The 14,198-nt window shown below is 63.6% G+C and carries 11 protein-coding genes; 7 read left to right on the forward strand and 4 right to left on the reverse strand.

Annotated elements, in window-relative coordinates:
• Window positions 1–341: 341 nt before the first annotated feature.
• On the forward strand, window positions 342–2,807 hold the full coding sequence (gene rpoD, locus ACXZ1M_RS23315; RefSeq protein ID WP_459049986.1) for an RNA polymerase sigma factor RpoD: 2,466 nt from the start codon (window positions 342–344) through the stop codon (window positions 2,805–2,807).
• A 60-nt stretch (window positions 2,808–2,867) separates the two neighbouring features.
• Here rpoD and ACXZ1M_RS23320 read toward each other — a convergent pair whose 3' ends face one another.
• Window positions 2,868–3,557 carry a DUF899 family protein gene (locus ACXZ1M_RS23320; protein ID WP_459049987.1) on the reverse strand — a complete coding sequence of 230 codons (690 nt, stop codon included), beginning with the start codon at window positions 3,555–3,557 and terminating at the stop codon, window positions 2,868–2,870.
• Between the two features lie 114 nt (window positions 3,558–3,671).
• On the opposite strand from ACXZ1M_RS23320, the gene ACXZ1M_RS23325 reads away from it, so the two are divergent.
• Window positions 3,672–4,052: a GFA family protein gene (locus tag ACXZ1M_RS23325; protein WP_459049988.1), complete on the forward strand. Its 381-nt coding sequence runs from the start codon at window positions 3,672–3,674 to the stop codon at window positions 4,050–4,052.
• A 5-nt stretch (window positions 4,053–4,057) separates the two neighbouring features.
• Here the strand turns inward: ACXZ1M_RS23325 and ACXZ1M_RS23330 are convergent, their stop codons facing one another.
• Together ACXZ1M_RS23330 and ppc are read right to left on the reverse strand one after the other, a co-directional pair.
• Window positions 4,058–5,095, reverse strand: coding sequence for a sensor histidine kinase (locus ACXZ1M_RS23330; RefSeq protein ID WP_459049989.1), 1,038 nt, complete (start codon window positions 5,093–5,095; stop codon window positions 4,058–4,060).
• A 121-nt stretch (window positions 5,096–5,216) separates the two neighbouring features.
• Window positions 5,217–8,048, reverse strand: coding sequence for a phosphoenolpyruvate carboxylase (gene ppc / locus ACXZ1M_RS23335; protein ID WP_459049990.1), 2,832 nt, complete (start codon window positions 8,046–8,048; stop codon window positions 5,217–5,219).
• Window positions 8,049–8,210: 162 nt separating this feature from the next.
• Here ppc and hemC point away from each other — a divergent pair, with 162 nt between their 5' ends.
• The 4 genes from hemC to ACXZ1M_RS23355 are packed head-to-tail and all read left to right on the forward strand — an operon-like array spanning window position 8,211 to window position 12,391.
• Complete coding sequence (gene hemC / locus ACXZ1M_RS23340; RefSeq protein WP_459054068.1) at window positions 8,211–9,224, forward strand: hydroxymethylbilane synthase; 1,014 nt, start codon at window positions 8,211–8,213, stop codon at window positions 9,222–9,224.
• A 7-nt stretch (window positions 9,225–9,231) separates the two neighbouring features.
• Window positions 9,232–10,023 carry a uroporphyrinogen-III synthase gene (locus ACXZ1M_RS23345; RefSeq protein ID WP_459049991.1) on the forward strand — a complete coding sequence of 264 codons (792 nt, stop codon included), beginning with the start codon at window positions 9,232–9,234 and terminating at the stop codon, window positions 10,021–10,023.
• The gene (locus ACXZ1M_RS23350; protein WP_459049992.1) at window positions 10,020–11,192 is read left to right on the forward strand and encodes a uroporphyrinogen-III C-methyltransferase; all 1,173 of its coding nucleotides are present in this window, start codon (window positions 10,020–10,022) and stop codon (window positions 11,190–11,192) included. The genes ACXZ1M_RS23345 and ACXZ1M_RS23350 overlap by 4 nt, the downstream gene beginning before the upstream one ends.
• Before the next feature lie 2 nt (window positions 11,193–11,194).
• Complete coding sequence (locus ACXZ1M_RS23355; protein WP_459049993.1) at window positions 11,195–12,391, forward strand: heme biosynthesis HemY N-terminal domain-containing protein; 1,197 nt, start codon at window positions 11,195–11,197, stop codon at window positions 12,389–12,391.
• 77 nt (window positions 12,392–12,468) lie between these two features.
• On the opposite strand, the gene ACXZ1M_RS23360 is transcribed toward ACXZ1M_RS23355, so the two are convergent.
• Window positions 12,469–13,530 (reverse strand): MBL fold metallo-hydrolase, encoded by a 1,062-nt coding sequence (locus ACXZ1M_RS23360; RefSeq protein WP_459049994.1) that lies wholly within the window; start codon window positions 13,528–13,530, stop codon window positions 12,469–12,471.
• 125 nt (window positions 13,531–13,655) lie between these two features.
• Here ACXZ1M_RS23360 and ppa point away from each other — a divergent pair, with 125 nt between their 5' ends.
• Window positions 13,656–14,195 (forward strand): inorganic diphosphatase, encoded by a 540-nt coding sequence (gene ppa, locus ACXZ1M_RS23365; protein WP_459049995.1) that lies wholly within the window; start codon window positions 13,656–13,658, stop codon window positions 14,193–14,195.
• The last annotated feature ends 3 nt before the right edge of the window (window positions 14,196–14,198 follow it).

The following is a 14,198-nucleotide window of genomic DNA, read 5'->3' on the forward strand; positions in this document are numbered from 1 at the left end:
TGTTCGATTGCTCATGCTTAGGAAGGACTTAGGACCACGGTAAGACGTGCGCTCCCGGCCCGAAATGTGTATAATGTTCGACGCACTAACGCAATACGGTGTGATTCAGTTTGGAACAGGATGCGATTCGGATGGTCTGAAAGAGGGCGCTAGCCCTTCTCATTTGCCCTTCTCATTCTTCCCTGACAAGAGAAACAAGCCCGTGGCTGGAAGCGGGCTTTTTTTATTCCGCAGATAATCGTCAGCTAAATTACAACATTTCCACCCATGCGCACCGTTCGCGGTCGGCGCGGGGTCAGCTTTTTTGTAATTTCTGGCGAGTACGCATTGAGAGATTTTTAATGACAAAACCGAAAACTTTAACGTTGTCCGTCAAGAAGCCTACCCGCGCGAGCGCCGCGCCACTGGTGGTGCCGAAGACGACTCTGTCTTATGTGATTGATAATGAAGAGGCAGCGAGCAAAGTAACGGTCGTCAAAAAGAAAACCCGTCTGAGCGCGGCTGCCGAGGCGGCCGTACTGGCCGAGGAGTCGGCAGCGGACGTGGCGGACGAGACCGTCAAGGCCGTCAAAGTGGCGCGCAAGAGCGCCGCCGCCGCGATCGAGGGCGAGGCCCCGGCCGTGGTGGTCAAGGCTGCGGCGAAGTCCAAGCTGGTCAAGGCCAAGCTGGACGTCGCACCGGTGGTCGCCACCAGCAGCGCCAACGCGCCGGCCGTCAACCAGGTCACCGACGCCGCCACCCTGGCGTCGATCGACACTTCCGGCTACCAGCTGCCGGGCGTGAAAGTGCCTGGCCGCCGTGGCCGCAAGCCGTCCGAGTTCACGCCTGAGAACGACGAAATCGCCGCGCTGAACGCGGTCGAGCGCGCCGAACTGAAAGCCGTGTCCAAAGCCCGCGAACGCAAAGCCAAGGGCGGTGCGGACCTGCTGGGCCTGGATCCTAAAGCCTCGGCCGAGGAACTGGAAAAACGCCGCACGCAGATCAAGAACCTGATCAACATGGGCAAGGAACGCGGTTTCCTGACCTATGCGGAGATCAACGACCAGCTGCCGGAAAACATCATCGATCCGGAAGCGATCGAAGGCATCATCGCGACCTTCAACGACATGGGCATCGCCATCTACGAGCGCGCCCCGGACGCGGAAGCGCTGCTGCTGAGCGACAACGTCGCCACCGTGGCCTCGGACGATGAAGTGGAAGCGGCCGCCGCCACCGCGCTGTCGACCGTCGATTCCGATTTCGGCCGCACCACCGACCCGGTCCGCATGTATATGCGTGAAATGGGCGCCGTGGCGCTGCTGACCCGGGAAGGCGAGATCGAAATCGCCAAGCGCATCGAAGAAGGCCTGAAGGACATGATCCAGGCGATCTCCGCCTGCCCGACCACCATCGCCGAAATCATTTCGCTGGCCGGCAAGATCGAAGCCGACGAAATGAAGGTCGACGACGTGGTCGACGGCTTTGTCGATCCGAACGAAAGCGCACCGGCCCCGGCCGCTCCGCATTCGGCAGCGGACGACGAAGATGAAGAAGACGACGGCGAAGAAGAAGACGGCGACGTTGGTGGCGGCGCGGCCGGCTACTCGACTGAGCAACTGGCGCAGCTGAAGATCGCCGCGCTGGACAAGTTCGCTTTCATCTCGGCGCAGTTCGAAAAAATGCGCAAGGCTTCGGGGGGCTATGGCTCCAAGGCCTACGTCGCCGCGCAGGAAGCGATTTCGACCGAGCTGCTGGGCATCCGCTTCACCGCGAAAGTGGTGGAAAAGCTGTGCGACACGCTGCGTGGCCAGATGGAAGAAGTGCGCCACATCGAACGCGCCGTGCTGGAACTGTGCGTGAACCGTTGCGGCATGCCGCGCGCCCACTTCATCAAGGTCTTCCCAGGCAATGAAACGGACCTGGACTGGGTCGACGGCGAAGTCGATGCCGGCTATCCATACAGCACCGTACTGGGTCGTAACGTGCCGGCCGTGAAAGAACTGCAGCGCAAGATGATCGACCTGCAATCGCGCGTGGCGCTGCCGCTGGCCGACCTGCGCAAGATCAACAAGCAGATGGCCGCCGGCGAGAAGCGTGCGCGCCAAGCCAAGCGTGAAATGACGGTCGCCAACTTGCGTCTGGTAATTTCGATCGCCAAGAAGTACATCAACCGTGGCCTGCAGTTCCTGGATCTGATCCAGGAAGGCAATATCGGTCTGTTGAAGGCGGTGGACAAGTTTGAATACCGTCGCGGCTACAAGTTCTCGACCTATGCCACCTGGTGGATTCGTCAGGCCATCACGCGTTCGATCGCCGACATGGCGCGCACCATCCGCGTGCCGGTGCACATGATCGAGACCATCAACAAGATGAACCGCATTTCGCGTCAGATCATGCAGGAAACCGGCAGCGAGCCGGACCTGGCGACCTTGGCGCTGAAGATGGAAATGCCGGAAAACAAAGTCCGCGAAATCATGAAGATCGCCAAAGAGCCGATCTCCATGGAAACGCCGATGGGCGAGGATGGCGATTCGCAGCTGGGCGACTTCATCGAAGACAACACCACGCTGGCGCCGTTGGATGCCGCGTTGCACGCCTCGATGCGCAACGTCATCAAGGAAGTGCTGGACTCGCTGACGCCGCGCGAAGCGAAAGTGCTGCGCATGCGCTACGGCGTGGAAATGTCGAACGACCACACGCTGGAAGAAGTGGGCAAGCAGTTCGACGTGACCCGCGAGCGTATCCGTCAAATCGAAGCCAAGGCCATGAGCAAGCTGCGCCAGCCATCGCGCTCGGACAAGCTGAAAACTTTCCTGACCCAGAACTAAGGCAGAGCTAAGTTCAATGAAGCAAACAAGAAAGGAGGCCATGTGCCTCCTTTTTTTTCGTCAGTACGATAGTTTCGGATACCAGTCGGTGCCGCGTCCGGCCGGCGTCAGGTCGAGGAAGTTCCACAGCGCGGTTGGGTCGGGGGCGCCGCGCGGGTCTTGGCCGGGGTCTTGGGTGCCGCCCATTTCGCTGGCCCAGAAGTGGCGCACCGTGCCGTCCTTGTTGGTCCACACATCCAGCGCCGGCCACTCGCTGCCGTCCGGCGCCAGGCCGCGATAGTCGCGCGGGAAGTCGTCGCCCACGCATTGGTAGAAGCGCAGGTTGCGCCAGCCGCGCTCGCGGGCGAAGGCCAGTTGGCGCGATACCGGCGAGCGGCCGATGACGGCCACGCCGACGCGCTGCGTCAGGTCGCCCGCCGGCCCATCGAAGGCGCCGAGGAAGGATGTGCACATGGGACAGGGCCGCTCGCGTTGCGGGCCGTACATCCAGAAGTAGGTGATCAGCGTGTCGTGCTTGCCGAACATATCGGCCAGCTTCACCGTTTTGCCGTTTTCGTCGATGAAGTCGTAGTCCGGCGCGGCGCCGCCGGGCGGCAGGGCGCGGCGCTGCGCGGCCACGCGTTCGATATGGCGGCGCAGTTCGATTTCCTCGACCAGCAGCGCGGCGCGCGCCAAGCGGTACTCGGTGCTGTCGTTGGGATAGGGCGTGCTTTGGGCGGCCAGTTCGGCCGCCGGCGTGAGCGTGGTCATGATGTCCTCGCGGTTGGGATGAGCTTACGATTACAACGCGCGCCCAACGCCGCGTCCATGCGCCAGCGTACAAAGAAGATGAATTACACTGGCAAGCCAAAGGAGGAAATCACGATGGGTGACAGCACGGATTTACACGGTAGCTGCTTGTGCGGCGGCGTGCGCTATCGCGCGGCGTTGCCGGTGTTTCACGCCAGCCACTGCTATTGCACCATGTGCCAGAAGCAGCACGGCGCGGCGGCCGGATCATACGCGAACGTCGGCATGGCCGGCCTGGTGATCGAACAGGGCAGGGAGCTGATCGCTGAATACGCGTCGTCGGCCGACGGACGGCGCGATTTCTGCCGCGTGTGCGGCTCCACCTTGTTCTGGCGCAGCACGGAAACGCCTGAGCGCATCGCCATCACGCTCGGTACGCTGGAGCCGCCGTACGCGGGGGCGGTGGAGCGCGAACTCTATCCGGAAAATAAACCGGCCTGGACGCCGCGCGCCTGAGTCGCTCAGGCTGCGCCCGGCAGCGCGATATGCAGGGCGTTGGGCGTTGTTCGCAGCGTACCGCCCAGCGTGGCAAGCCGTTCGTGAATGGCGTTCAGCGCGTTCGACGCGTCCGGGCCGGCACCGGCGTCGCTGCTGATGGTGATGGCGATGTGCTCGCGGTGCAGGTTGAGTTCGACCAACACCTTGCTGGCGTCGGTGCGCAGGTAGCCTAGCCCATCCTGCACCAGGTGAAACAAGGCCGAGGTCTGCTGCTGGGTCAGCACCGCGGTGTCGTCCTGCACCAGTAGCCGATATTGCAGACCGTGGAGTTTTTCCATCTGCTGCAACTGCCATTCGATGGCCGCCGTCAGGCCCAGTTCCAGCGTCGCGGGATGCAGTTCATTGATAATGTCGCGCACGTTCTGGATGCTTTGGTTGATCGTCTCCAGCGCCTGCGTCGCGCGCTTGTGCAGCAGCGGTTGCTGGCCGCCGGTGCGCGCCTGCAGCATGGTGATGTCCAGCTTGAGCGCCATCAGGTTCTGCGCCAGGTTGTCTTGCGTGCTGCGCGCCAGGACGCGGTGCCGGGATTCCATGGTGTCTTGTTGCAGGCCGGCGTTTTGACGGGTTTGCTGCAAGGCGCTTGCCGCCGCTGCTTCCTTGTCCTTGCGTTCCGTGATGTCGATACAGCTGGCGATCAGCACGTGGGGGCGACCTTCGCTGTCGTAGGTTGGATGCTTGTAGGTCAGCATCCAGCGCATGCCCTGATGAGCGGCGTTCCATATATAAGTTTCGTCGATGCAGGTTTTGCCGCTGGCGAAGGTTTTGCGGTCCTGCTCGCGAATTGCCCGTACGTTGGCCTCGGGCAGGGCATCGGTGCCGTCGGTGCCGACGATCTGCTCAAGGCGCACGCCCCACAGGGCCTCGCAAGCGGGATTCATCATGACGATGCGCGATTGGCTGTCCTTGACGAACAGCGGGTGCGGCATGAGCTTGATAAGCTCATCCGGGCCCATCATCTGGTGGAGCTCGGAATACGGTGGAACACCGGACAGTTGGCGCATGTAGTTTTTTGGCGAGTGGCTGTGAGGTAATTGTAATGCAATTTTGATACTTGTTGCAATTTGTAAAACAAAAAAGCCCCGGCGTCCGTGAGGAGGCCGGGGCTTTGATGGAATAGCTGGCTTAGCCGGTGTTGCGCAAGCCGGCCGCGACGCCGTTGATCGACAGGTGGATGCCACGGTGCACGCGTTCGTCCGCCTTGCTTTCGCTCGACAGCGCGCGGTGGCGCTTGATCAGTTCAACCTGCAAGTGGTTGAGCGGGTCGAGGTAGGCGAAGCGGTTCTGGATCGAACGCGCCAGCAGCGGGTTGCCGGCCAGACGCTCGGTGGCGCCGGTGATGCTTTGCAGGATCTCCAGCGTACTGGCATGCTCTTCGGTGATGCGCTTGAAGATGCGGTCGCGCAGTTCCTTGTCCTGCACCAGTTCGGCGTAACGCGAGGCGATCGCCAGGTCGGTCTTGGCCAGCACCATGTCCATATTGGACAGCAGGGTGGCGAACAGCGGCCACTGCTGGAACATGGCTTGCAGCTGGGCCAGGCGCTCGGCTTTGTCTCCGTCCGCGATCCAGCCGCCGATGGCGCTGGCGAAACCGTACCAGCCCGGCAGCAGCAGGCGGCACTGGCCCCACGAGAAGCCCCATGGAATCGCGCGCAGGTCTTCGATGCGCTTGGTCGACTTGCGCGAGGCCGGGCGCGAACCGAGGTTCAGCTCGGCGATCTCGGCGATCGGCGTGGCGGCAAAGAAGTAGTCGGTGAAGCCCGGGGTTTCATAGACCAGGTTGCGGTAGGCCTTGTAGGCGCGGTCCGAAATCTCGGCCATCACTGCCTCGAAGCCGCGCAGCTGTTTGCTGTGCTCGGCGTCTTCCGGCTGCGGCATCAGGCTCGCTTCCAGGGTGGCCGCGACCAGCAGTTCCAGGTTGCGGCGGCCGATGTCCTTGTTGGAGAACTTGGAGGCGATGATCTCGCCCTGTTCGGTCAGGCGAATCTGGCCGTTGACGGTGCCGTGCGGCTGCGCCAGGATGGCCTCGTACGACGGACCGCCGCCGCGACCGACCGTGCCGCCACGGCCGTGGAACAGGCGCAGCTTGACGCCGGCTTTTTCAAACACGGTGACCAGGTGGGTTTCGGCCTTGTACAGCTCCCAGTTGGAGGTGAGGAAGCCACCGTCCTTGTTGGAGTCCGAATAGCCCAGCATGACTTCCTGGATCTGGCCCTGCTTGGCGATCAATTCCTTCACCAGCGGGATGGCCATCACGGCTTCCATGATGTCGGCCGCGCGCTGCAGGTCGGGAATGGTTTCGAACAGCGGGATCACCATCAGGTCCAGCTCGGGTTTGGCTTCACCCGCGGCGAGGCGCAGCAGGCCCATTTCCTTTTGCAGCAGCAGCACTTCCAGCAGGTCGGACACGGTTTCGGTGTGCGAGATGATGTAGTTGCGGATCGCGCGCACGCCGTAGCGGGAACGGATCTCGCGCGCGGCGCGCAACACGCCCAGCTCGGAGACGGTCTCGGCCGAGTAGCTGATGTACGGCGAATTGAGCAGGCGCGGCTGCGACAGTTCGTCGAGCAGCAGCTTGACCTTGGCGTCCTCGTCCAGCGCGGAGTATTCGGCCAGCACGCCCGATTTGGCGAACAGCTCGGCCAGCACGCGCTCGTGGATGTCGGACGACTGGCGCATGTCCAGCGACGCCAGGTGGAAGCCGAAGATATCGGCCGCGCGCTTCAGGGTGGACAGGCGCGGCTGCACCAGCACCGCGCCGTGGTTGGCGTTGAGCGAGTCGATCAGCACTTGCAGGTCGGCCGAGAAGGCGGCGGCGGCGGCGTACGGTTCGGCGTGGCCCACTTCCTTGCGCAGGATGTTGGTGGCGCCCAGCGCGCGCGCGGTCGAGGCCAGGCGCGCGTAGATGCCGATCAGGGCGCGGCGATACGGTTCGTCGGCGCGGTGGTCGGAGGTGTCCGGCGACTGGTCGGCCAGCGCCTGCAGTTCGGCCGAGCAGGCGATCATCAGGGTCGAGATCGACAGTTCGGCGCCCAGCGTGTGCGCTTCTTCCAGGTAAAAGTCGAGGATGGTGGTGGCCTGGCGCGTCAGCGCGTGCGACATGGTGTTGCCGTTGACATTCGGATTGCCGTCGCGGTCGCCGCCGATCCAACTGCCCATCTGCACGTAAGGCGCGTTGATCAGTTGCGGCTGGTCTTCGTCGCCGTAGTGGTGGGCGATGTCCTGCTCGATGTCGTCGTACAACCCCGGCAGTTCGCGCAGGAAGGTGATGCGGTAGTAGGACAGGGCGTTTTCAATCTCGTCGGCCACGGTCAGCTTGGAGTAGCGCAGCATGCGGGTCTGCCACAGCGTGGCGATGCGCGCGCGCAGCAGGTGCAGGTTGGCGGCGCGTTCCTTCGGCGTGATCGGCAGGTCGCGTTCGGCCAGCAGGCGCGCGATATCGTGCTCGGCATCGAGGATGGATTTGCGCTGCACCTCGGTCGGGTGGGCGGTCAGCACCGGCGAAATCAGCGCGTCCTTGAAGAAGGTCGACACGGTTTCCTGGCTGACGCCGGCTTCCTTCAGCTTGCACAGCGCGAAGTTGACGCTGCCTTGCTGCGGGTTCGAGCCGGCCAGCAGGTGGGCGCGGCGGCGGCGAATGTGGTGCTGGTCTTCGGCGATATTGGCCAGGTGCGAGAAATAGGAAAACGCGCGCACCACGGAAATCGTCTGTTCCTTGGTGAGGATTTTCAGCATGCCATCCAGTTCCTTGGCGGCGCCGGCATCGGCCTCGCGGCGGAAGCGCACGGCGGTTTGCCGGATGGTTTCGACCACGGCGTAGACTTCTTCGCCCTCCTGGTCGCGCAATACGTCGCCGAGCAGGCGGCCGAGTAAGCGAATGTCTTCTTTGAGTGGTGCGTCCTTGTCTACGCCCGGTTGTTCAGCAGTAAGATGCGTTGCACTAGATTGGTTTGCCATGTGTTAAGCCACAAAGAGATAAATGTCGGTGCAAGGGCTTGTGGCCCGGTTCTGCGAGAAGGTGAGCATGCTAAAATTTGTGATCTTAAACACGCGCGTGGTACTGGCTTGCGCCGGTTGACGTCAGCTACAGCGAAAGAACTGGTTTTGAAAACATCGGAAATGGTACAAAGTCCCCCATCCAGATTGGTGATCGCCTCACGTGAAAGCCGCCTAGCCATGTGGCAGGCGGAACATGTGCGCGAACGCTTGACAATATTATATCCGCACTGCGATGTCAAAATTGTCGGAATGACGACGCGCGGCGATCAAATTCTGGATCGCACCTTGTCCAAAGTCGGCGGCAAGGGCCTGTTTGTGAAGGAATTGGAAGTGGCCATGGCCGAAGGCCGCGCCGATCTGGCCGTGCATTCGCTCAAGGATGTACCGATGGAATTGCCGGAAGGTTTTGCGCTGGCGGCTGTACTGGAGCGCGAAGATCCGCGCGACGCCTTCGTTTCCAACGACTATGATTCGCTCGACGTGCTGCCGGCCGGCGCCGTGGTCGGCACCAGCAGCCTGCGCCGCCAGTCGCTGATCGCGGCGCGTTACCCGCACCTGGTGATCAAACCACTGCGTGGTAATCTGGACACACGCTTGGGCAAACTGGATCGTGGCGACTACGCCGCCATCATCCTGGCCGCCGCCGGCCTCAAGCGCCTCGGCTTGCCGCAGCGCATCCGCGCCTTGCTCGACCCGGCCAGCAGCCTGCCTGCCGCAGGGCAGGGCGCCATGGCGATCGAAATCGCCGAGCGCGACGACGGCATCGACCTGATGGCCATCCTGGCTCCGCTGAACCATGAAGCCACCGCGCAAGCCGTCACCGCCGAGCGCAAGGTCTCGAAAGTATTTGGCGGCAGCTGCCAGGTGCCGCTGGCCGCCTTCGCCACTGTGGAAGGCGGCGACATGCATCTGCGCGCCATGGTCGCCACGCCGGACGGCACGCGCATGGCCAGCGCCGAAGTGCGCGGCGCGGCGGCCGACGCCGAAGCGCTGGGCGCGCAAGTGGCCGAGCTGCTGCGCGCGCAGGACGCCGAGGACATCCTGTCGGCCTGCCTGAGCGATGCGGCGCAAGCCGAAGCCGACGCCCGTTCGGCCACGCTGGCCGAGCCGGCCGTCGGCAAGCCTGGCGCCTGATCCGGGGATGATCGGCGCTGTCGTCATTACCCGTCCACTGGCCCAGGCCGGAGCGCTGGCCGCCCGCGTGAGCGCGCTGGGCCGCGCCGTGGAAGTGTTGCCGCTGCTGGAGATCGCGCCGCTGGAAGACCAGGCGCCGCTGCTGGCGGCGCTGGCGCGGCTGCATGAGTACGCGCTGGTGGCCTTCGTCTCGCCCAACGCCATCGACGCCGCTTTTGCGCACATCGCGCGCTGGCCGGACGGCGTCACGCTGGCGGTGCTGGGCGAGGGCAGCCGCGCCGCCCTGGCCGCGCATGGCGTCACGCCGGACACGGTGCACATCGTCAGCCCGGCCGACACCGCCCACAGCGATTCCGAACACTTGCTGCAAACGCTGGACCTGGCCGCCCTGAACGGCAAGCCGGTGCTCATCATCCGTGGCGAAAGCGGGCGCGAACTGATGGCCGACGGCCTGCGCGCCGCCGGCGCCCTGGTGGATGTGGTGCCGGCCTACCGCCGCTCCGTGCCGCAACTGACGCCGCTATTGGCGACGCGTCTGCGCGCCTTGCTGGCGCAGCAAAACGACTGGATCATCACCAGTTCCGAAGCCTTGCGCGGCTTGATGGGTCTCTTGCAACAGCTGGACTTGCACCATCCTGATGCGATGCAGCACAATAGCGTTGTATCAATGCAACAGCAGCACGTGATCGTGCCACATGCCCGAATTGCCGAAACGGCAAATAATTTAGGATTTTCCAAGCTGACGCTCACTGGATCAGGCGACGAACGCCTGCTGGCCGCGTTACAATCATGCCTATGAACGATTTGCCTACATTACCTGATCCTGCGGTCTCGACCGCCAAAGCCGCCGAGAGTCCGCAGTCTGCGCCACCTGCGCCACCATCCGCGCCGGCCCAGCCCGAACCGAGTCTGCTCGAAACGCTGCAACAGCCGCAAATGCTGCTGGTGGGCGTGATCGTGCTGACCATTTTGCTGGCCGGCCAAACCTGGTCGTCGCACGCGCGGGTCAACAAGCTGCGCGAGGAAATGGCGCTGCGCCTGCAAAAGGGCGACGCCACCAATGCCGACACCGGCAACCTGGTGCGCACCGTGCAGGAAAGCACCAAGGAGCTGCAAGGCAAGGTCGCCCTGCTGGAAAGCAAACAGCAGGAAGCGCAGAGCCAGCAACTGGCGCTAGAGCAGCTGTACCAGGACCTGTCGAAGAATCGCGACGAATGGGCGCTGACCGAAATCGAGCAAGTGCTGTCGACCGCGTCGCAGCAACTGCAGCTGGCCGGCAACGTGCCGGGCGCGCTGATCGCGCTGCAAAACGCCGACCGCAGCCTGTCGCGTTCGGACAAGCCGCAATTCATCACCATCCGCCGCGCCATCGCGCGCGACACCGACAAGCTGAAAGCGCTGCCGAGCGTGGACTCGGTCGGCGTGGCGCTGCGCCTGGACAACGCCATCGCGCAAATCGACACGCTGCCGATGCTGGCCGACGAAAAGCCGACCCTGCCGGCGCCGCCGGAAAAGAAAGCCAAGCCGGCCAAGGTCGTGCACGGCAAGGATGGCAAGCCGGTCAAGGTCGAGGAGACCACCAGCCCATGGCTGCTGGCGCTGCAAGACGGCTGGAACGGCTGGAGCAGCGAAATGTGGACCGACGTGCGCCAGCTGATCCGCGTGCGCAATGTCGACACGCCCGACGCGCTGATGCTGTCGCCGACGCAGTCCTACTTCCTGCGCGAAAACCTCAAGCTGCGTCTGCTGAACGCGCGCATGGCCTTGTTGTCGCGCAATGAAACGGCGTTCCGCGCCGACCTGATCGCGGCGCAGGAAGCGCTGGTCAAGTACTTCGACACGCGCGCCCGCTCCACCCAGACCGTGCAGGCGCTGCTGCGCCAGGTGCAGAGCAGCAATCTCGCCATCGAGATGCCGACCCTGTCCGACAGCCTGAACGCTGTGCGCAACTACAAAGCGAAGCCATAGTCATGCGTTTATTTCTCTGGTTAGTCGCCATGATGGCAGCCGCCATCGGCATTGCCGTGACGGCGCGCTTCAATCCGGGCAACGTGGTGCTGTTCTATCCGCCGCACCGCATCGACCTGTCGCTGAATTTCTTCATCGTGCTGGAAGTGGCGTTGTTCGCCTTCCTGTACGTGCTGATCCGCGCCTTCCGCGCCACCATCAAAATGCCGGGCAAAGTGGCGGCCTACCGCCAGCACAAGCGCGAGCGCGATGGCAACAAGGGCCTGCGCGAAGCGTTGAAAGCCCTGTTCGAAGGCCGTTTCGGCCATGCCGAGAAGGCCGCGCTGCGCGCCTCCGAGCTGCCGGAAAACGCCGGCGTGGCGGCGCTGATCGGCGCCCGCGCGGCGCACCGCATGCGTCAGGCGCAGCGGCGCGACCAATGGCTGGGCAAGCTGGCCGGCGACAACGGCATGAAAACCGCGCGCCTGATGACCATGACCGAACTGCTGGTCGACGACCACCAGCCGGAGCAGGCGCTGGAAGCCGTGCGCGAGCTGAACGCCAGCGGCACCCGTCACATCCACGCCTTGCAGATGTCGCTGAAAGCGCAGCAGCAGGCCAAGAACTGGCCGGAAGTCCTGCGCCTGGTGCGTTCGCTGGACAAGCACCGTGCGCTGCACCCGGCGCTGTCGTCGCGCCTGCGCGAGCTGGCTTACGACGACCTGCTGTCCGACCAGAGCCACGACGCCGAATCGCTGCTGCGCGTGTGGTCGACGGTGCCGACCGCCGACCGCATCAAGCCCTACGTGGCGTGCCGCGCCGCGACCGCGCTCAACGCGCGCGGCCTGCACGACGAAGCGCGCCTGGTGGCGGAAGAATCGCTGACGGCCGACTGGGACGAGCGCGTGGTGCGCACCTACCGCGAAGCGGCGGCGCCGGCCGGATCGGCCGCCTTGCTGCTGCAAATCGAACACTGCGAAAATTGGGCGCACGCGCGCCCGACCGACGCCGAGCTGGCGCTGACGCTCGGTTCGCTGTGCCTGAAGCAAAAACTGTGGGGCAAAGCCCAGCGCTACCTGGAGCAGGCGCTGTCGGACGCCTCCGACCCGCGCATGGTGCGCGAATCCCACTTGAAACTGGCGCAAATGCACGAAGCGCTGGGCCAGGAAGCGGAAGCCGCCAACCACTACCGCCAGTGTGCACTGGCCACCATCCTCTAACGTCTTTCCCGCGCATGCGGGAATCCATGCTGAGCTAACGGGCTATGGACTCCCGCCTGCGCAGGAGTGACGCTGGGTTATGCCGGATCGGAGTCGGCCGGGAAACCTTCGATTTTCCAGCGCAGCATGCCGCCGGCCAGATTGGCGACTTTGGTGAAGCCGGCCTTGGTCAGCAGCACGCTGGCCTGCGCCGAGCGCACGCCGGATCGGCAGACGGCCACGATCGGTTGCTCGCGGTCGAACTCGCCCATGCGCTCGGTCAGCTGCGACAGCGGCACCAGCGTGGCGCCATGTACGTGGCCGAGACGGTCGATGAATTCCGGCGCTTCCCTCACGTCCACCACCTGCACCTTGGCCAAATGCTCCAGCAAGGCCATCGGCTCGATCTCCCACACACCACTGAAACGCAGCGTCAGCGGCGCCCAGCCCGGTGCGTCGGTCGGAGCGTCGCCTTCCGGCTGGCCGCAGCGCAGGTTGGCCGGCACCGCCAAGGCGATCAGTTTCGGATGCGGCAGGTTGAGGTTGTTCATGTGGCCCGTAAAGTCACCCACATCGACGTCGCCGCCCAGGCGCGGGTTGTAGCGCCGCTCTTCGGCCACGCTGGTGACCGTGATGCCGCGATAGTCGTGCGCAGGGTAGAGCAGGCAGGCCGGCGGCAAGCTGAGGATCTGCTCGTGCACTGAGGCGAACAACTGCTGCGGACTGCCTTGCTGGAAGTCGGTGCGGCCGCAGCCGCGAATCAGCAGGCTGTCGCCAGTGAAAGCCATGCTTTCGTCGTCCAGCACATAGGTCAGGCAGCCGCTGGTGTGGCCCGGCGTGGCGCGCACGTCCAGGTGGCGCGCGCCGAAGCGCACCCGGTCGCCGTGATGCAAGGGCGTGTCGACGCCGCTGGCGCCGGCCACTGCCGACAGCGCGATGGCGCTGCCGCAACGCTGGTGCAAACGCCAGGCGCCTGTCACATGGTCCGCGTGCACATGGGTGTCGAGCGTGGCCACCAGCTTCAGGCCGAGTTCTTCCAGCAGCGCCAGATCGCGCGGCACCTGCTCATAAACCGGGTCGATCAGCACCGCCTCGCCGCCGTCGCCGAGCAGATAGGTGTAGGTGGAGGAGGTGTGGTCGTACAGTTGGCGGAAAATCATAATTCGTTATCTGAATAAGAACAGCCTTCATCATAACAAACGTTCAGCGGTGTTGCGCCGCACAAGCAGGCTGTACTTCGATATAATGTCGCGGTTAAACACAGCCCGCTAACCGAGGAAAATCCATGAGCTTGAACAAAGTATCTTCCGGCAAAGATCTGCCTAACGACTTCAACGTCATCATCGAAATCCCGATGAACGCCGATCCGATCAAATACGAAGTAGACAAAGAGTCGGGCGCGATCTTCGTTGACCGCTTCATGGGTACCGCCATGCACTACCCATGCAACTACGGCTACGTGCCGAACACCCTGTCGGCCGACGGCGACCCGGTGGACGTGCTGGTGATCACCCCGTTCCCGCTGATCCCAGGCGTAGTGGTGCGTTGCCGCCCGATCGGCGTACTGAAAATGACCGACGAAGCCGGTGAAGACGCCAAAGTACTGGCCGTGCCGGTCGACAAGGTCCTGTCGATCTACAGCCACTGGCAGAAGCCGGAAGACCTGAACGAACTGCGCTTGCGCCAGATCCAGCACTTCTTCGAGCACTACAAAGACCTGGAAAAAGGCAAGTGGGTCAAGATCGAAGGCTGGCATGGTCCAGAGGCCGCCAAGGAAGAAATCCTGGCCGGCGTCGCCAACTACCAGAAAGACCAAGCAGCTTAAGCC

Source organism: Duganella paludis, from assembly GCF_054461335.1.

Coding starts and splice junctions, on each gene's coding strand:
- rpoD (WP_459049986.1), top strand. CDS start 342: ATGACAAAACCGAAAACTTTAACGTTGTCCGTCAAGAAGCCTACCCGC.
- ACXZ1M_RS23320 (WP_459049987.1), bottom strand. CDS start 3,557: ATGACCACGCTCACGCCGGCGGCCGAACTGGCCGCCCAAAGCACGCCC.
- ACXZ1M_RS23325 (WP_459049988.1), top strand. CDS start 3,672: ATGGGTGACAGCACGGATTTACACGGTAGCTGCTTGTGCGGCGGCGTG.
- ACXZ1M_RS23330 (WP_459049989.1), bottom strand. CDS start 5,095: ATGCGCCAACTGTCCGGTGTTCCACCGTATTCCGAGCTCCACCAGATG.
- ppc (WP_459049990.1), bottom strand. CDS start 8,048: ATGGCAAACCAATCTAGTGCAACGCATCTTACTGCTGAACAACCGGGC.
- hemC (WP_459054068.1), top strand. CDS start 8,211: ATGGTACAAAGTCCCCCATCCAGATTGGTGATCGCCTCACGTGAAAGC.
- ACXZ1M_RS23345 (WP_459049991.1), top strand. CDS start 9,232: ATGATCGGCGCTGTCGTCATTACCCGTCCACTGGCCCAGGCCGGAGCG.
- ACXZ1M_RS23350 (WP_459049992.1), top strand. CDS start 10,020: ATGAACGATTTGCCTACATTACCTGATCCTGCGGTCTCGACCGCCAAA.
- ACXZ1M_RS23355 (WP_459049993.1), top strand. CDS start 11,195: ATGCGTTTATTTCTCTGGTTAGTCGCCATGATGGCAGCCGCCATCGGC.
- ACXZ1M_RS23360 (WP_459049994.1), bottom strand. CDS start 13,530: ATGATTTTCCGCCAACTGTACGACCACACCTCCTCCACCTACACCTAT.
- ppa (WP_459049995.1), top strand. CDS start 13,656: ATGAGCTTGAACAAAGTATCTTCCGGCAAAGATCTGCCTAACGACTTC.